At 28.0% G+C, this 19,033-nt stretch carries 20 protein-coding genes and 1 riboswitch; of the genes, 19 read left to right on the plus strand and 1 reads right to left on the minus strand.

Annotated elements, in window-relative coordinates; translation table 11 throughout:
• Nucleotides 1-15: 15 nt before the first annotated feature.
• From VK071_06295 to VK071_06365, 15 genes are all read left to right on the plus strand, one after another.
• A complete protein-coding gene (locus VK071_06295; protein HLR34926.1) occupies nucleotides 16-1,167 on the plus strand; it encodes a (Fe-S)-binding protein in 1,152 nt (383 codons plus the stop codon).
• Nucleotides 1,140-1,832, plus strand: a complete 693-nt coding sequence (locus VK071_06300; GenBank protein HLR34927.1) for a TVP38/TMEM64 family protein — start codon at nucleotides 1,140-1,142, stop codon at nucleotides 1,830-1,832. The genes VK071_06295 and VK071_06300 overlap by 28 nt, the downstream gene beginning before the upstream one ends.
• Nucleotides 1,807-3,057 (plus strand): ABC transporter substrate-binding protein, encoded by a 1,251-nt coding sequence (locus VK071_06305; GenBank protein HLR34928.1) that lies wholly within the window; start codon nucleotides 1,807-1,809, stop codon nucleotides 3,055-3,057. Before VK071_06300 ends, VK071_06305 begins: the two co-directional genes overlap by 26 nt.
• 2 nt (nucleotides 3,058-3,059) lie before the next feature.
• Nucleotides 3,060-3,923 carry an ABC transporter permease subunit gene (locus VK071_06310; protein ID HLR34929.1) on the plus strand — a complete coding sequence of 288 codons (864 nt, stop codon included), beginning with the start codon at nucleotides 3,060-3,062 and terminating at the stop codon, nucleotides 3,921-3,923.
• Nucleotides 3,924-3,927: 4 nt separating this feature from the next.
• The gene (locus VK071_06315; protein ID HLR34930.1) at nucleotides 3,928-4,737 is read left to right on the plus strand and encodes an ABC transporter permease subunit; all 810 of its coding nucleotides are present in this window, start codon (nucleotides 3,928-3,930) and stop codon (nucleotides 4,735-4,737) included.
• 32 nt (nucleotides 4,738-4,769) lie between these two features.
• Nucleotides 4,770-5,786 (plus strand): ABC transporter ATP-binding protein, encoded by a 1,017-nt coding sequence (locus VK071_06320; GenBank protein ID HLR34931.1) that lies wholly within the window; start codon nucleotides 4,770-4,772, stop codon nucleotides 5,784-5,786.
• A 17-nt stretch (nucleotides 5,787-5,803) separates the two neighbouring features.
• Nucleotides 5,804-6,478 (plus strand): TIGR04283 family arsenosugar biosynthesis glycosyltransferase, encoded by a 675-nt coding sequence (locus VK071_06325; GenBank protein ID HLR34932.1) that lies wholly within the window; start codon nucleotides 5,804-5,806, stop codon nucleotides 6,476-6,478.
• On the plus strand, nucleotides 6,479-7,162 hold the full coding sequence (locus tag VK071_06330; protein ID HLR34933.1) for a TIGR04282 family arsenosugar biosynthesis glycosyltransferase: 684 nt from the start codon (nucleotides 6,479-6,481) through the stop codon (nucleotides 7,160-7,162).
• Nucleotides 7,155-8,168, plus strand: a complete 1,014-nt coding sequence (locus tag VK071_06335) for a phosphotransferase (protein ID HLR34934.1) — start codon at nucleotides 7,155-7,157, stop codon at nucleotides 8,166-8,168. The genes VK071_06330 and VK071_06335 overlap by 8 nt, the downstream gene beginning before the upstream one ends.
• A 65-nt stretch (nucleotides 8,169-8,233) precedes the next feature.
• Entirely contained in the window at nucleotides 8,234-8,821 is a 588-nt protein-coding gene (locus VK071_06340) for a CDP-alcohol phosphatidyltransferase family protein (protein HLR34935.1), read from the plus strand.
• Nucleotides 8,822-9,657: 836 nt separating this feature from the next.
• On the plus strand, nucleotides 9,658-10,254 hold the full coding sequence (locus tag VK071_06345; GenBank protein ID HLR34936.1) for a DUF5105 domain-containing protein: 597 nt from the start codon (nucleotides 9,658-9,660) through the stop codon (nucleotides 10,252-10,254).
• A gap of 27 nt (nucleotides 10,255-10,281) precedes the next feature.
• A riboswitch (TPP riboswitch) is annotated at nucleotides 10,282-10,391 on the plus strand.
• 176 nt (nucleotides 10,392-10,567) lie between these two features.
• Nucleotides 10,568-10,810 (plus strand): hypothetical protein, encoded by a 243-nt coding sequence (locus VK071_06350; GenBank protein HLR34937.1) that lies wholly within the window; start codon nucleotides 10,568-10,570, stop codon nucleotides 10,808-10,810.
• Between the two features lie 61 nt (nucleotides 10,811-10,871).
• Nucleotides 10,872-11,414, plus strand: coding sequence for a hypothetical protein (locus tag VK071_06355; protein HLR34938.1), 543 nt, complete (start codon nucleotides 10,872-10,874; stop codon nucleotides 11,412-11,414).
• Between the two features lie 116 nt (nucleotides 11,415-11,530).
• Nucleotides 11,531-13,285 (plus strand): DUF4153 domain-containing protein, encoded by a 1,755-nt coding sequence (locus tag VK071_06360; GenBank protein ID HLR34939.1) that lies wholly within the window; start codon nucleotides 11,531-11,533, stop codon nucleotides 13,283-13,285.
• 459 nt (nucleotides 13,286-13,744) lie between these two features.
• A complete protein-coding gene (locus VK071_06365; protein ID HLR34940.1) occupies nucleotides 13,745-15,121 on the plus strand; it encodes an MATE family efflux transporter in 1,377 nt (458 codons plus the stop codon).
• A gap of 59 nt (nucleotides 15,122-15,180) precedes the next feature.
• Here the strand turns inward: VK071_06365 and VK071_06370 are convergent, their stop codons facing one another.
• Nucleotides 15,181-15,960: an ABC transporter ATP-binding protein gene (locus VK071_06370; protein ID HLR34941.1), complete on the minus strand. Its 780-nt coding sequence runs from the start codon at nucleotides 15,958-15,960 to the stop codon at nucleotides 15,181-15,183.
• Nucleotides 15,961-16,078: 118 nt separating this feature from the next.
• Here VK071_06370 and VK071_06375 point away from each other — a divergent pair, with 118 nt between their 5' ends.
• From VK071_06375 to abc-f, 4 genes are all read left to right on the plus strand, one after another.
• Nucleotides 16,079-16,672 carry a thymidine kinase gene (locus VK071_06375; protein HLR34942.1) on the plus strand — a complete coding sequence of 198 codons (594 nt, stop codon included), beginning with the start codon at nucleotides 16,079-16,081 and terminating at the stop codon, nucleotides 16,670-16,672.
• 24 nt (nucleotides 16,673-16,696) lie between these two features.
• The gene (locus tag VK071_06380; GenBank protein HLR34943.1) at nucleotides 16,697-16,861 is read left to right on the plus strand and encodes a hypothetical protein; all 165 of its coding nucleotides are present in this window, start codon (nucleotides 16,697-16,699) and stop codon (nucleotides 16,859-16,861) included.
• Nucleotides 16,862-17,068: 207 nt separating this feature from the next.
• Nucleotides 17,069-17,293 (plus strand): amidohydrolase family protein, encoded by a 225-nt coding sequence (locus VK071_06385; protein ID HLR34944.1) that lies wholly within the window; start codon nucleotides 17,069-17,071, stop codon nucleotides 17,291-17,293.
• Between the two features lie 398 nt (nucleotides 17,294-17,691).
• A partial coding sequence (gene abc-f / locus VK071_06390) for an ABC-F type ribosomal protection protein (protein ID HLR34945.1) occupies nucleotides 17,692-19,033 on the plus strand: 1,342 nt, incomplete at its 3' end.

Here is a 19,033-nt window from a genome sequence, read left to right on the forward strand (position 1 = left end):
GATAAGGGTGAAAATATGGAAAAGATTAATATTGAAAAAAGAATCTTAGATAGAATCAACATAGAGTATGAGAAATGTATAGGCTGTAAACTATGTATGAAAGGCTGTCCTATGCTAGATGAGTTTTGTGATTCTCCAAAAGAATTATTAGGGAAATTGATAGGAGAAGGAAAAGTAGATTACAAACTGCCTTATTCATGTTTACTTTGTGGTTATTGTACAAAAGTTTGTCCTAAAGATGTGGACCTAAAAAAATTATTTTTCCAGTTGAGAAATAATATTATTAAGGAATCAAATGGAGAACCTCCTAAAGAATTAGGTTATGCATCGATAAAATTTCATCAAAAAAATAGTTTCTCCAAATTATTTAGCACAGATATAAAAGGTATGGATAATGATTCTGATATTATCTTTTTTCCCGGCTGTAGCTTAATGGCTTATAGCCCTAAAATAGTTGAGAAAACCTATGAATATTTAAAAGATAATATACCTGGTATGGGAATTTATATAAAATGTTGTGGTAAACCAACTTTATTTATGGGAGACGAAAAAAGGTTTATTAAATATTATGACATAATAAAGGAAGATTTTGAAAAAAATAGTGTGAAACGAGTAATAACAGCCTGCCCTAATTGTTTTAATACTATAAAAAATACTAGCGAGAATGTGAAAGTAATATCTCTATGGGATGTTATATCAGAAGTTGGAGTTCCTAAAAATGTAAAGGGGAAAGGGGAAAATGTTGAACTAACTTTTTCTATACATGATCCATGCCCTACAAGAGATGAAAGAAAGACTCACAATGCCATTAGAAATATTTTAGATGGAATAGGGCTTAAGTATAAAGAAAATGAGTTTTCTGGAGAAGAAACTCTTTGCTGTGGAGCAGGGGGGATGGTTTTTTTAGCTAACGAATCCATAGCTCTAGGTCAAAAGAAGAAAAGAGCTACTGAATTAGAAGAAGAGCATATAATAACCTATTGTGAAGAATGTGTTCAGTCTATGAAAAGTGGGGGTAAAAAATCCTTTCATGTTCTAGATTTATTATTCCATGAGGAAATATATGAAAGCTTCAATCAAAAAGATGTAAGTTTTATAGGTAAATGGATAAATAGGTATAAGGGAAGGGCAAGGATAAAATGGAAAAATCAAGACAAGGAGTATTAAAATATGTATTTGCTTTTATTATAATAGGGGTAATAATTTTTATTCTTAATAAATTTAATATTTTTAAAGGCTATGGGGCTAATGAAATGAAAGAATATGTAAAATCTTTTGGGGTATGGGCTCCTATAATTTATTTAGGAATACTTTCTATACTTCCTCTTCTTTTATTTCCAGACTCTGTAATGGTTATGGCTGGGGGAATGATTTTTGGTTTGTATAAAGGAACACTATTAACCTTATTGGGCTCTTTAATTGGGGGTACTGTGGCTTTTTGCATTTCTAGAAATCTAGGACAAAATGCAGTTAAGAAAATTATAAAAAAGGATTTAGTTTTGTTTAGAGAACAATCTGAGAAAAATGGATTTATTATAATATTACTTCTTAGACTTGTGCCCCTTTTTCCTTTTAAAGTAGTGAGTTATAGTGCTGGACTATCAGATATAAAATATAAAGATTTCTTATTAGCTACTGCAATAGGAGCATTACCAGGAATGATTGTATATACCAATGTAGGAGATAAGTCTACTGCTATAGGTAGTACTAGCTTTTATATTTCCATAGGTCTATTATTATTGCTTATAGTTGTATCTCTATGGTTAAAAAAGAAATTTTCAACAAAAGACATAGGAGGGATTGAAAGTGAAGAGAAAGATGTTCAAAAATAGTTTAATACTTTTATTAATAGGAATTTTAGCATTAAATTTAGTTGGTTGTGGGAAAAAAGAAATAAATGATGAAGATGTATTAGAAAAGGATTGGGATGAAATATTAGAAGTTGCAAAAGGGACTACTGTTAATTTTTATGGTTGGGGTGGTAGTCAACAATATAATTCTTGGGTTGACGGATATTTATCAGACAAGCTTAAAGAAGAATATGATATAACCCTTAATAGAGTAGGTATGGACATAGATGAGATACTAAATAAATTATTAAATGAGAAGCAAGTAGATGCAAAAGATGGAGATATAGATATGGTTTGGATAAATGGGGAAAACTTTTTTACTGCAAAAGAAAACGACTTATTATTTGGTCCTTTTACAGACAAGCTTCCAAACTTTGAAAAATATTTAGATGTGGATTCTGTTGAAGTTAAATATGACTTTGGTTATCCCGTGGAAGGTTATGAATCTCCTTATGGAAAAGCTCAATTTGTGTTGGTATGTGATAGTGAGAAAGTAGAGGAACCTCCTAAGGGTCATGAAGAATTATTCAATTGGGCTAAAGAAAACCCTGGCAAATTTACTTATCCTGCATTACCTGATTTTACAGGTTCTGTATTTGTCAGAAATATTATATGTGACATAGTCGGTTATGAACAATTTATGGATATGGAAGCAGACGAAGAAACAGTAAGAGAAGCTATTGAACCTGCAATGGATTATTTAAAAGAATTAAAACCTTATTTATGGAAGGAAGGAAAAACTTATCCAGCTGACTCTGCATTATTAGATAATATGTATGCAGATGGAGAAGTAGTAATGACTATGACTTACAATCCTAATTCTCCTTCAGGGAAAATAGTTACAGGAGAGTATCCAGATTCTACAAAAACTTTTGTATTTGACAAAGGAACTGTAGGAAACACTCATTTTATAGGGATACCTTTTAATGCACAGAATAAAGCTGGAGCTATGGCAGCTATAGATTATATATTAAATGTTGAAGTTCAAGCATCAAAGTATGTGCCTGGAAACTGGGGGGATTTACCAGTTGTGGACAATAATAAATTAAGTGCTGAAGAAAAAGAAATTTTAGAATCAGTAGATCTAGGTAAAGCAACTCTTCCTCAAGATGTATTAGCAGAACATAGGATACCAGAAATACCAGCTGATTTAGTACCTATTATAGAAAAAATTTGGATGGAAACTATTCCAGGCGAGAGTGATTAGTGTTGAAGGGCAAAATAAAACCTTATATTTTAATAACTCCTATTATGATTATTATATTAGGAATATTTGTTACAGGTTTAATTATGGGATTTATTCAAAGCTTAGGTCATTTCAAAGCTATAGGACTTAATGGATTTACACTGAAGTACTATAAAGAAGTGTTAACAAGTAAAGATTTTTTATCTTCTTTAGGCTTTAGTTTTTATATATCAATAGTTTCTTCAGTAATTGCTATAGTATTAGGAATACTTTTATCTTATTCTATATTCAGGATTGATAGTAAGAGAAAAACTATAGACTTTATGTATAAGTTTCCCATCATAGTACCTCATATTGTGGCTGTATTACTTGTATATAATATATTGGTTCAAAATGGAATACTTCCTAGAATTTTATATTTTATTGGTTTAATAAAGGAGCCCTTTCAATTTCCATCCCTTCTATATGAGAAGAATGGAGTTGGAATAATCATAGCTTACCTGTGGAAGGAGGTACCTTTTGTGGCTATGGTTACTTATACAATTTTAGGCAATTTAAGTTATAATCTTTCTGAAGTAGCCCTGAATCTTGGGGCTACTAATAGACAGGTGTTTTTTCACGTATTTCTTCCATTAATAATGCCATCAGTATTGTCAGCTTTTATAATAATATTTGCATTTTCTTTTGGAGCTTATGAGGTGCCCTTTCTTTTGGGAGCTACATCTCCAAAAGCATTATCTGTTAAAGCTTTTATAGAATATAGTAATCCTGATTTAACTAATAGACCTTATGCTATGGTTATAAATATGATACTGACCTTTTTATCTTTTATTTTAGTAGGGTTCTATCAAAAGACTTTTGAGTTAATTTCTGAATATAAGGGGTGATTATTTGGATAACAAAAATTCATTTATATTTAAAATAATAACTTATATTTTCCTAATATTTTTAGTGTTGCCCCTTATAGTCATTGTTATCTGGAGTTTCACTAAAAATTGGCCTTGGCCAAATTTAATGCCAAAAGAATTTGGACTAAGAGGATGGAAGCATTTTTTTAATCCTTCTAGTAGGTCATTAGAAACACTTTTAAGTAGCATTTGGTTGTCTTTAGTCGTAACTATTATTGCTTTAATAATAAGCATTCCAGCTGGAAAGGCTTTAGGAATATATGATTTTAAAGGTAAAAAGGTAGTAGAACTTTTAATATTTGCACCAGTAATGGTTCCTACTGTTGCAATAGCTATGGGGATACATCTTTCCTTTTTAAAAGTAGGTCTTGCAAATACTTTCCAAGGTGTTGTTCTAATTCATCTAATTCCTTGTATTCCCTATAGCGTAAGAATACTACAAAATGTCTTTGAAATAGTAGGAGATTCATTAGATATGCAAGCTAAGGTATTAGGGGCTAGTCCATTACAAGTCTTTATTCATGTAACTCTACCCTTAATAGCACCGGGAATAGTTTCAGCAGGTAGTATGGTTTTTATAGTGTCTTTTAGTCAATATTTTTTAACGCTTTTAATTGGTGGAGGAAAAATTGTAACATTTTCTATGATTATGTTTCCCTTTATTCAAAGTGGAGATAGAATGATGGGGGCTGTTTATAGTATTGTATTTATTTTAGCCACTCTTATATGTTTAGGTATAATGGAAAAGGCTATTAAACATTTTTATAAAAGTGGAAACTTCTTTTTTAGCTAGTTTAAATGAATTTAAGTTAAAGGAGTATTTATATGTCTAGAATTGATTTGCAAAATATATCTAAAAGCTTTGACAAAAAGAGGGTATTAGATAATATTAATCTTGTAGTTCCAGAAGGGAAGTTAATATCCTTACTTGGACCCTCTGGATGTGGGAAAACGACAACTTTAAAAATTATTGCTGGTTTGTTAAATCCAGATGAAGGAGATATATTGCTTGAAGGTAGTTCCGTATTAAAGGTTCCAGTAGAGAAAAGGGGAGCTGTAATAGTGTTTCAAGATTATCTATTATTTCCTCATTTAAATGTGGGAGATAATATTGGTTTTGGTCTTAAAATGGCAAAGGTAGATAAAGAAATAATAAGAAAACAAGTTCAAAAAATGTTAAGATTAGTCCAATTAGAAGGATATGAAAAAAGAATGCCCCATGAATTGTCTGGAGGTCAGAAACAAAGAGTTGCTTTAGCTAGAGCATTAGCCATAGAGCCAAAAGTACTTCTTCTTGATGAACCATTTTCTAATTTGGATAGGAAGCTTAGAGAAGATATGAGAGATTTTATATTAAACTTACAAAGAAGGCTTAATATTACAACTGTATTAGTCACTCATGATAAAGAGGAGGCTTTGATGACTTCAGATAAAATAGCAGTTATGTTAGATGGGAAAATAAAACAATCTGGTACACCTTTAGAATTATATGAAAAGCCATATTGTCCAGAAGTAGCAAATTTTCTTGGTGAAAAAAACTACATTAAAGGTAATATAATAGATGGGTATTTTATAAGTAATATTTTTAAAATTAAAACTGATGTTCCTAATGAAAAGAATGTAAAGGCTATGATAAAACCTGAAGAAATAAAATTATTACCCCTGAGTGGGACAAATATAAAAGGTAAGGTAATAGTAAAGAGATATGCAGGAGATAGAATATATTATACAGTTAAAATAGGAAATGTTGAATTGAAGTCAATATCTGACTCCAATACAATATTTGAACCAGGAGATGAAGTTTCTATTTTAATAGATTATGACAAGATGATATTTTTTTAAAATAAGGAGCCATTAATATGATTTCTATAATTATACCAATTTTAAATGAAGAAGGAACAATAGAAAAGACTTTAGATCAGCTGAGCAAGCTAGAAGGAGATAAAGAAATTATAGTTGTAGACGGTGGTAGTACCGATAATACAGTTGAAATTGCAAATAAGTATTGTACTGTAATAAATAGTCCTAAGGGAAGGGCAAGACAGATGAATTGTGGTGCCCAAATAGCAAAGGGAAATATATTATGGTTTTTCCATTCTGATTCTAAAGCATCTGTAGATTCTTTAAACAGCATAAAAAATACTATTGATGATGGATATATCGGTGGAGGATTTCAGTTATATTTCTATGATTTAGATACCTTATTTATGAAATTCATTGCTAAGACATCAAATATAAGAGCTAAATATTTTCATTTGTTTTTTGGAGATCAAGGTATATTTGTAAGAAAAGATGTATTTGAATATATGAATGGATATAAGGATATAGAGCTTATGGAAGACTTTGACTTTTCTAGAAGATTTCATAAACTAGGAAAGACTAAAATGACAGAATCTAAAATTGGCACATCGGCTAGAAGGTTCAACTCTGGTGGTCAACTAAAGACTTTTTTCCTTATGAAAAAGATACAATTATTGTATATATTAGGAACACCACCTTCAAAACTAAATCAGATGTATAGAGAGGTGAGATAAGTGAATGCTTTAATTCTTATGACTAGGATACCGATACCCGGCAAGACAAAAACTAGACTAATGGATATATTAACAGGAATTGAATGTGCAGAAATTCATAAGGCTTTTTTATTAGATCTATTTAATCTATTCAATTATTTGAAAGATGATGTAGATATATACCTTACCTATACACCAGAAGATTCTTTTCACATTTTCGGAGATATGATTCCAAACTATATTAAAACCTTTCCCCAAAAAGGTGGAGACTTAGGTGAAAAAATGAGAAATGCTATGGAAGAAGTTTTAGACAAAGGATATGACTCGGTAATATTAATAGGCTCCGATATACCTAATATTCAACCAGATGACATATATAAGGCTTTTGATTTATTAGAAGAGAATGATATTTGTTTAGGACCGAGTTTTGATGGAGGATATTATTTGATTGGTATGAAAAGATTATACTCTGTAATATTTGATAATGATTTAAAATGGGGTAAAAAATCTGTTCTTGAAAGGACTGTTGATATAGCAAATAGGGAGGGGCTTTCAGTAGGTTTAGCTATCAAGCATATGGATATTGATACAAAAGAAGACTTATTAAAGTTTTCTGAAGAAATGGAAAAGAATAATAAAAATATGATTATTCCACAAAATACCTTGGAATATATTCAGAATATGGAGTGGATTCATTATGCTTAAAGAGAATCTAATAAATAAAATTAATGAATATATTAATAAATATAGGAATAAAAATGTTTTAAATATTAATGTTGGAGAAGATTATAATGTTTCATTTTTAGCTCAAGGAGAGTATAATATAAATTTTATTCTAGAATCTAATTTAAATAAAAATGTTTTTAGAGTTAATACTGGGAGTCAATTAGAATTAAAAAATCAAATAAAATATGAATATTGTGCATTAAAATCATTAGAGGTATCCGGTGTTACGCCAAAAGTATATTACGTAGATGATACTAAGAATTATTTTGATTATGGAATTCTAATAATGGAATTTTTAGAAGGAAGACCATTAGAGTATAATAAAGACCTTAAAAAGGCAGGAAAAATATTTTCTAAAATACACTCTATTGACTTAAATAAAATAAATAATGATAACTTTATTGTAGAGTCAAATATTTTTACAGAGAGAGTTAAAGAAGCAGAAAGACTATTAGATAAATTTTGGGATTCATCTATTGTAAATATAGAATTAAAAAGATATTTTGATAGATTTCTTAATTGGGCTATAAAGAATAAAGCAAAGGAAAAATATTTTATTGAAAATAAATGGCATGTAATAAATAATACAGAGGTTAATTCTCATAATTTTATTATAGGCGATAATGGAAATTATCTAATAGACTGGGAGAAACCGGTTATTAGTGATCCTTGTCAAGATTTAACTCAATTTTTAGCGCCTACTACTACTTTATGGAGGGCTGATTACTTATTAAGTAAGGAAGAGGAAGAAAGTTTTTTTAAAGAATATATAGATGGCTTGGGAGGAGAAGATAGAAATATTAGGGATAGAGTCTATATGTATAATCCATATTTATATTTAAGAGCATTGTCTTGGTGTGCATATGCATATATAGAATATCATGATCCAAACAAAGAAATTAAGAATATGGATACTTTTAATAAAGTAAAAGAATATTTGCAAATAGATTTTATGGATGATCTTTTAAAAGATTATTTGGTTTAATGATACTACAACTAATTTTTATGACCTTGAAACATATAAAAAGTGGATATAAAAGGAGATTATAAATGTTAGATACTTATGGGAGAAAATATATAAGCGCTCTAATTAAAAATGTTGCAGACTTTTTTATCAAATTAAACTTTACAGCAAATCAAATTACTAAATTAGCCTTTATTATTGGTATATTCTCAGGAGTATTTGTCTATTTTGACAAAGCTGTAATGGCTGTAGTAGTTCTTTGGGTATCTGGGCTCTTAGATGCAGTAGATGGAGAAATTGCTCGACGACAAAAAGATACTACAGATTGGGGAACAGTTATGGATATAACTTTTGATAGGATAGTAGAAATTTCTGTAATAATAGGATTAGGATTAAGATATACAGATTCAAGAATCCATTTGTTATTTTTATCATGTTCAATAATTATTTCAATGACTATTTTTTTAACTGTAGGTGCTCTTTCTGAAAAAAAGAGTAGTAAGTCTTTCTATTATCAGGCTGGTATTATGGAAAGAACAGAAGGGTTTATTATGTTTACATTAATGATACTATTTAGTGGTAAATTAAGTCTATTTACGGTAATATACGCAGTATTGGTGTTTATAACAGCTATGCAAAGATTAGCAGAGGCAAAGGATATACTTGAAGATTAATATTAGGTGCTTTGTAAGACTTTTCTTGTATTATTAAATTATATTTGAACTTTTAAATGACAAAAGTTTATCAAGTATATCTATAAGGTTTTCATATTCATAAATAAAATGAATTTAATTATGTAATTAAATTGTATTACAATGTCAATACAACTGTATAAGTAATTGGTTTTTTTGAGATCTATTTAAAAGTGGGGATTTTTGTAGTCCATATTTTGTAAACTTGGTTTATATTAGGATTTCAATTGGTCTCTACTAGGTATGAATTTTAGTGGACGACTTTCTGATTTCAACCTTTTACATATATCAACTAATATATAATATTTTAGAATCTATTATATATAATCAGAAGATGATACTAAAGGCAATGTGTTTAGGATGATTTATCATAACAATTTATTAAGTAGAATGACTTAAATAAATAGAGTTAATAGTAAATATGGAAAGAATATAAATAAATTTTTATCATGTTTTCTCGCGTTTATGATGATTTTTTCCATAGAAGAAGTAAATGAAGTAGAGGAAGCAATTAATAAAGCTATAAAAGCTTTAAAAGAGGAAAACCAGAAGAACCAGGGTTTCCCCATTATTTCATTAATCCATCACGTCAACAAACTTTCAGGGGTTACTTCCAACACATGGAGATGTATGCTGAAAGCATTGAAAAATTAAAGGACTCAAAAGAACCACAAGAACCGGGACAACTAGAACAACTGGAACCAAAGAGGAGATAGAATATTTTTTTAGATGATATTAATTTAATTCTAAGATTAGGTGCTTTTACATATTTATGTTATAATCAATCCATAAGTGTCAAAAAAAGAGGAGGGGTCTCGTTGAGGAATAAAAAAACGTTATCAATTATTTTAATTGCAATTTTATTAATTAGTATTACTGGATGTAGTGGTCCTGATCCAAAAGAAACAGTAGAGGCTTATTTAGAAACAGTAAAAAAAGGGGAGCTTGAAGAATCAGAGAAGTATCTGGTAGATGGTAGTTCAGATATTGATAAAGACAATGATTTAGATGAAGAAAGTGAAGAATTATTAGATGAAATTACTAATAATATCTTTAGTAAAGTAGAATATGAATTGTCTGATTCAGAAGTTGATGGTGATAAGGCAGAAGTTGAAGCAAAAATAACAGCTCCAGATCTTGAGAAAGTAATTTATGAGGTTTTTGGAGATTCCTTTATGATGACTTTAATGGAGTTTATGGATGAAGAAGGGGAAATAAACGAAGAAGAGCTTGAAAAACGAATAATGGATAAATTTAAAAATATATTAAATAAAGAGGATTTAGAAACAGTTACGCAGAATGTTAAAATTAATTTGGAGAAAAAAGAAAATGAATGGTTAATAGTGATGGATGATGATTTATTAAATGCATTATCAGGTAATTTATTTAATACTATAGACCTTTTAAGTCAGTAGGACAAGTTAGGACTTATTTATAAATGAATATAAATTTAGGGGTGCTTATATTGATAGGCTGAGATAGAAATGTTATTTCTGACTCTGTGAACCTGATTTGGGTAATTCCAATGGAGGGATATATTAATTTATATAGTGATGATAAAAAGCTATGTACCTTTGTTGGGTGCATAGCTTTTTAGGTACAAATAAAGATTAAATTAAGCTGATTTATAAATGAATAAAATTTATCTATGCTAAGAATATTTTATTATTAAATGAATACCTATATAAAATAGAACGATTATATTAAATTACATATGGAGGCATTAAAATGAATAATTCTATTTTATATGAAAATATTTATTCCGCCCTTTTAAGGTTAGCAGAGAAAAATAGTTTAAGGAGGGTAAATAATATAAAGATTTTGGTAAATAAAAATATTGATATTAGTGAAAAAGACCTTCTTAAATATCTAAAGATTGAAAATAATATTTTATTTGGAGAATGGACATCCATAGATATTGAAAAAGATGAAATAGAAATAATTAAAGCAGTTATAAAAGTTGTAGATTAACTCTGATTTTATGATATAATTAACAATGTTATATACTGAAGATATAAAAGGAGGAGAACCTATGATAAAGACAATAAAGAAGAAATTTGACATGGTTGAAATGCTATATTACTACTGGCAAGTGACTAGTGAAAGAGGTAAAGTAGGAGAGGCTTATATAATAGATGTAGCAAACAGATTAGAAATGAAGTACATTTATGATGAAGAATTTAATGAAGAAGAAGCAAGAAAAGTATTAAGTTGTATATCTAATAGTGAGCCTTTAAACAGTAAATCTCGTAAGGCTAGGAAATTCTGGAACAATAATATGTGGATGTTAGAGGATTTAGAATATACAGATATGATGATAACTCCTGTAAAAACCTTAAATTTAGATTCTTTAATTGATAAAATAAATACAAGGATTGAAAATCCTAAATATGAGGAAGTAGAAGTTTTGTTTATACCGTCTACAGATGAAGAATATCTAATTAAAGAAAATAAATTGATAATTAATTTCTTTAGAGTTAAACCAGATTTATATGAAGAGGGAAAAGTAACTATAGGAGAACTACCTTTTATTGATTTTATTGAAGAAAAATTAATTGAGTTACTTGGTGAATAAGTGAATAAACAAGTTCTTAACTTTTAGGAGAAAATATTATATTTTCTCCTAAATTATTTTTTATAATGGTATAATTAAGTAGTATTGCCAAAAAGGTAATAAAGGAGTTGTTCATTTTGAAATTAGAAACATTATTATTTAATACTGTGAAGTATTTAAAAGAAAGCCTTAAACGTTTTCCAGTAACAATATTAACTTCAACTGCTTTAGTTATTATGCTTATAATAACTGGGGAACAATCTTCTACTCTAAATAGTGAAACTTTAAGTATTTTAGAAAGAATAAATATGGTAATAGGTCTTGGTATACCATTATCTTTGTGTATTAAATTAGTATTTGAAAGAAAGAATGGAAAAAATCAATATAAATTATTAGGGCATATTTTAGGTGCAGGATTTTTGATACTATATTATTTTTATTTTTTATCAGAAATTAATATGGTAAGTCGTACAAGATATATTGCTATAAGTTTATTTTTATATATAGCATTTATGTATATACCATGGTTAGGAAATAAAAAGGATTATGAATATTATGTTGTAAAAGTTCTAGGAAGTTTCTTTATTACAGCTATTTATTCATTTGTATTGTATATTGGATTTACAGCTATAATTTTTTCTATTGATAAACTTTTTTTAATAAATATAGAAGGAAGATTATATTATTATATGTTTTTAGTTATAGTTGGAATTTTTGCACCATCATATTTTTTAGCAAAACTACCAAATAATAATGAGAATTTTTCTAATAACAAACTACCAAAAGCATTTAAAATATTACTTTTATATATAATTATACCGCTAATTGTTATATACACTGCTATACTCTACGCATATTTTATAAAAATAATAGTTACGAGGAATTGGCCTATTAATTTAATATCTCATTTAGTACTATGGTATTCAATTGTAACAGTAGGAGTTATTTTCTTTATTACACCAATAATTAAAGAAGATAAAGTGGCTGAATACTTTGTAAAATGGTTTCCCAATATTATTATTCCGATTATTTTAATGATGTTTTCATCTATGTATATTAGGATAAATGCCTATGGGATAACAGAAAACAGATATTTTGTGTTAGTACTTGGCTTATGGGTATTTGCCATGATGATATATTTTGGATTTAGAAAAAGATTTAGAAATATAATAGTACCAATTTCAATGTCTATTTTAGTATTAATTTCAGTAATAGGACCTTTAAGTAGTTATTCAATATCTAAATATAGTCAAAATAAAAGACTGGAAAGGATTCTTATAAGAAATAATATGATTGAAGATAATAAAATTATAAAATCTAATTCCAGCATTTCTTCAGAAGATAAAGCAGAAATAAGTAGCATATTAGATTATTTTAAAAATAATCATGATGTAAATAATATAAAATATCTTTCTAGTGATTTTAAAATTAATGATATGGAGAGGGTTTTTGGTTTTTCTTATACCTATGATGTTCAAGGAGAAGATATGAATAGCTATTTTTATTATGATAATGATAAAATAGGAAATGTATTAGAGGTACGAGGATTTGATTATTTTGCAAATATTAATAACTATGTTGATGAAGTAAAAATATCTACAGATACAGTACTAAAATTTGATTTTGATAAGTTTACATTCAAAATTATAGATAAAGAAAATGATATATATGAAAGAAATTTTTATGATTTTGTAGAGATAATTAATAGTAAATATGAAGGTAAAAATGGAAGTAAAGACATTGTAGATCCAAAAGATTTAATTTTTAGTGATGAAAATAAAAAAGTTAAGGTTTTGTTTATCATTAATCATATATCGGGTTTGAAAGATGGCTCTCAAAGAGGAACTCAAATTCAAGATGTAGAATTTAATGTGCTAATAAAAATTAAATAAAAAGAAAGGGTTTAAAAATTTATTAAGGAATAGAAAAATAGTAATAAGAATAATATATTGGTAGTATGATAAGAAAATATTGCAAATAATATTAAATCAATATATAATGTGGTTAGTGGTAAAAAATTAATAAATTATGATTTTTATTTAATAAGATAAAATGATTTATATACTATTATTAGTATAGTAATTAGTTATTATATGAGTGATAATAAAAGTATTAAATGTATAATAACACCATTAGATATAGTATAATTAATAATATTATAACATTAAAATAATTAAACATAATAAAACTAGTAGCGAATAAAATATATATTTTATTCGCTTTTTTTAATTCTAAAGAAATAATTAATTTTTATTTATTTAGAGGCCCTAAGTACTTTATTATTTCTTATATACATGGTACAATATATATTGTGAAATATATTTAAATACTTTAATTGGGGTGATGTATTGATGAAGGAACAGGAACGAAAAAAATTAATATTAAATGGAGATATGTATAAGGTTATACTAACACTTTCACTTCCTTTAATGGTAAATAATTTGATTCAGACTTTATACAATTTGGTAGATGGTATCTGGGTTAGTAAACTTGGATCAGTTCAGTTTGCTTCTACATCTTTTGTATGGCCTGTAATTTTTTTGTTTATATCTATAGGTATAGGTGTTTCTGTAGCAGGTACTTCAATATTATCTCAATTAGTTGGAGCATCAAAATACGATGAAGCAGATGAATATGCTAGTCAATTAATTGCAATTTCTTTAATCATTTCTATTTTTTTTGCTATCGCGGGTTATTTGCTAAGTCCCTTTATTATAAAATTAATGGGGGGAACTGGAGATTTAGCTGAATACGGTAATACTTATTTACGTATTTCTTTTTTAGGATTTCCTTTTGTATTTATCTTTTTTAATTTTAACTCTATTATGAATGCACAAGGTAATACTTTAGCTCCAACAATACTTAGTGGGATTAGTGCTATTCTAAATGTTATATTGGATCCTATCTTTATATTTAATTTGAATATGGGAGTAGCAGGCGCAGCTATAGCAACAATAATATCTCAAGCCGTACTTGCTGTTTTCGGTATAATATATATATTAAAATTTTCAACTAGTGAAATTAGACCAAACTTTAAAGATTTTAAATTTAATAAAGCTATTGTAAATAAAATAATTAAGGTAGGATTGCCAGCAAGTATCGGGCAATCAGGTGCGGCCTTAGGTTTTGTTGTTTTAAATAGTTTTATAGCCTCTTATGGTACATCAACTATGGCTGCTTTCGGAATGGTTAATAGAATAACTTCTTTAATAATGCAACCGCCTATGGGTATAGGTGCAGCTCTCACATCGATAATAGGTCAAAATTTAGGTGCTGAACAGGGAGTAAGAGCAAAGGAAGCCTTTAAAAAATCTTCTATAATAGTATTGTCAGTTTCTATAGTAGGTTGTATTTTTATGTTATTGAGGGATAAAGAAATTATAAATTTTTTCATTAGAACTAAAGATGATCCAGAGGTAATAAAACAAGGTATTAGTTATTTAAGATATATATCATACTCAATGCCATTAATGGGGATGTTTAGTATATTCCAGGGTGTTTTTCAGGGTTCAGGCCACACTAAATATTCAATGGCAATGGCTGTTGGAAGGCTTTGGTTTATTAGAATTCCTATGATATTAATCTTTAAACATTTTTCTAATTGGGGTCCTACTGGAATATGGTTTTCTATGAGCTTTAGCAATTTATTAATATGTATATATGGTTATGTTGTATACAAAACAAAGGATTGGGAAAGCAAAATTATAGAAGTGGAAAATACAATGTAATATATTCTATATTATATATAAAATGTACAATTAAAAGCCCTGGAAACCAGGACTTTTAATTATACATGTACGTCTAAATCTTTCCAAATAGTATTAAAATAATGTCTGAATTCTGGTGCTTCTCTACATTTCATAGGTGTCCGTACTTTATTTGGACAAGTTAATTCTATAGGAATAATATGCTTTATTGTTGCTGGACGTTTCGATAAAATAACAATTCGATCAGCCATAGATATAGCTTCTGCTATATCATGTGTTACCATTAGAGCAGTCTTTTTTTCTTCTTTTAGAATAACACCGATTTCATCAGCTATTGCTAATCTAGTCTGATAATCAAGGGCAGAAAAAGGCTCGTCTAGTAATAAAAGTTCTGGTTCTGTTATGAGAGTACGTATTAAGGCGGCCCTTTGCCTCATACCTCCAGAAAGTTGTCTTGGGTAGCTATTTTTAAAATCCTCTAAACCATAGGCTCCTAATAGTTTTTCTGCTTTATTGTAAACTTCTTTATTTACATTACCTTGTATTTCTAGTCCTAATAAAACATTTTCTAATATTGTTCGCCATTCAAAAAGATGGTCCCTTTGAAACATATATCCTATATCTTTAGAAGGTCTGGTAATGGTCTTTCTATTGACAATAACTTTCCCCTTATTAGGTTTTATTAATCCAGCAATAATAGATAATAAAGTAGATTTTCCACAACCACTAGGGCCTACAATAACCACAATTTCTCCTTCATATATATCTAAATTAATATTTTTAATAGCCTCTGTTTCGCCTTTTAGGGTATGATAAGTCATACTAATGTTATCTATTTCAACTATTTTTTTTTCCGTCATTAAAATTCCTCCTTCAGGCAATTCTGTATTACTTTATTTTATTCTTAGTAGATAATTATGTGCTAGAATTAAATTATGATATAATAGCATTTATAATTTAGTTAAAGGGTGATAAAGAATGCATCAATATACAGGCAAATTAATAGTACATACTGGATCAATGTTTTCAGGAAAAACTTCTAGTTTAGAAAAGGATGTTAATAGATTTACTATTGCAGGATATAGGACTATAGCTTTTAAACCTATAATTGACAATAGGTTTGATAGAAGTGAAATAGTGACTCATAATTTTACATCTTTAAAGGCTATATTGGTAAAGGATATTTATGAACTAAAAGAATATTGTGAAGAATTAAAACCTCAAGTTATAGCTATAGATGAAGTACAATTTTTAGATGGTGAAACGGAAAAAATAGTAGAAATAATAAATGGGTTTTTAGCTAAGGATTTAACAGTAATAGTAGCAGGATTAGATATGGATTTTTCTAGCAGACCTTTTGAAGTTGTTAAAGAACTAATGCCTTTATCTGATTACTTATATAAGCATCATGCAGTATGTGTGGGATGTGGTACAGATGCCTGGGTAAGCCATAGAAAGACTGATGATGTTGAAAGAATAAAAATAGGGACTTCTGATGAGTATGAGCCTTTATGTAGAAAATGTTTTTTAGAAAGAAATAAAAGTAACGGGGAGTCAGATGGTCTTATTTAATTTTAAACTGAAAGGAGTTTTATAGTGGCTATTTTTGATAAAGAGGCTAGTTGTTATGATGGGTGGTATGAGACTAAAATGGGGTCTTATGTAGATAAAGTAGAGACTGAACTTCCAGTTAAGACTATTAGACCAACTTATGTAAATCGTAAAGAAGAACTGTTAAAAGAGTCCTTTGAATTTGCGTAGAAAGGTGGAATTATTGATTTAACCTATGGTTCACGTGATTACTTAAAGCTAGGTAAGATCATTGAAAAAGCAAAACATGATTCTATTCTTTTAGAGAATATTACCTTTAGTTCTGATGGCTATGGAAGTTAGTCTAGGTATGATGAAGATGGAAACATTATTAAAATTGGAGTATTTCAAGTAAATGGTCTTTATAAGGAAATAAAAATGATGGTATTAGAGTTAAACTTTACTTTGGAAGAAGCATTAAAGTTTGTAACAACCAATGTATCGAAAGTTCTAAAGCTTTATCCTCAGAAGGGTGTAATAATGGAAGGTTTAGATGCTAATTTATTGATTATTGATGAAAATTTAAGATTAGAAAGTGTTATTGCAAATGGAGAATTGATGATGGAAGAAAGTAAGGTGTTGAAAAAAGGAACGTATGAATAGGATAATGATATACTAAAAGAAATAAATTTAACGTGAGATAGTTGACTTAGTGAAACTAATTGTATGGATTGTTGTCAAAATGGTTAAATTATAGTAATATATAATTATTGAATAATAAAGTAATAAATTTTAAGAAGAAAGGTATGGTAATAAGAACAATGAGCATATAATCCTTTTATGAAAGAACATGTTAGTTAAAATATTTATTTAAAAGCCTATTTTAATAGGTAATATTGTTGTATTTAAATGTTCTGGAAAGGATTATATTTATTATAATTTATTGAATACTTGATTACAGAATAACGCTATTTATTTTGTAATATGATTTTATATTATTTTAAAGTATTTCAATTTAATTACTATTTATAGTCCTTCTAGTGTAATAGGAGGGATTTTTTATGTTATGTTTTGAAGCTAATAATGTAAAAAAGTATTTTAGAGGTAGATTAATTTTAAATATTAAGGATTTAAAAGTTTATTCAGATGATAAAATAGGAGTTGTAGGACTAAATGGTAGTGGAAAAACCACTTTATTAAATTTAATTTCTAAATATGTAGAACCTGATGAAGGGCATATTAAAACTTATGGAAGAATTTCATATATAAAACAGTTAGAGAGTGAAGAAAAAGATATAGTTGACGAAAGATATATTAGTCAATTTAATTTAAAAGGTAAAAATGAAGAGTTTATGAGTGGTGGGGAACTAACAAGACTTAAGATTGCAGAAGCTCTAAGCATTAATAGCAATATACTTTTAGCAGATGAACCTACTTCTAATTTAGACCTTGAAGGGGTCCAGATGTTGATAGAAAAGTTATTAAACTATCCAGAAGCAATAGTACTTGTTTCTCATGACAGAAATTTATTAGATATTGTTTGCAACAAAATATTAGAAATATCTGATGGAGAGATAAAATTATATGATGGAAATTATTCAGACTATAAAGAACAAAAATTGGTTGAAAGAAAAACGAAGGAAGCAGAATATGAAAAGTATATAAAGGAAAAGAGAAAATTAGAGGGAGCAATAGTTGAAGTTAGTAATAAATCTAAAGGCATAAAAAAAGCTCCTAAACGTATGGGAAATTCAGAAGCTAGACTTCATAGGATGGGAAATCAAAATGCTAAAAAAAGTTTAGATAATGCAGTTAAAGCTATGGAAACAAGATTGGAAAAACTGGAGATAAAAGAAAAGGTTAAGGAAATAGAAAAGATAAATGTAGATATGGTAGGAGCAAATGAGATACACAGTAAGATTGTAATTGAAGGAAGGAATATAAATAAAGCTTTTGGAAAAAAAGTAATATTTGAAGATGGAGATTTTCAAATATATAATGGTTCAAAGGTAGCTTTAATAGGACCAAACGGCAGTGGAAAAACTACTTTATTAAAAATGATATTAAATAAAGAGATTGGTATCAGAACCTCAAGTATTGCAAATATTGGCTATTTTGCTCAAGATTTGAATATGCTTGATGAAGATAAAAATATATTAGAGAATGTAATGAAATATAGTATGTATGATGAAGGTTTTTGTAGAACTATACTATCAAGGTTATTGATTAAAAAAGATGAAGTTTATAAGAAAGTTAGTATTTTAAGTGGTGGAGAAAGAGTTAAGGTCTCTTTTGCAAAAATATTTTTGAGTGATTTTAATGTGCTTATTTTAGACGAACCGACTAACTATTTAGATATATACTCAGTAGAAGCTATGGAAGAAGCTATAAAGGAGTATAAGG

The organism is Tissierellales bacterium (assembly GCA_035301805.1).
Classification (GTDB): Bacteria; Bacillota; Clostridia; order Tissierellales; family DATGTQ01; genus DATGTQ01.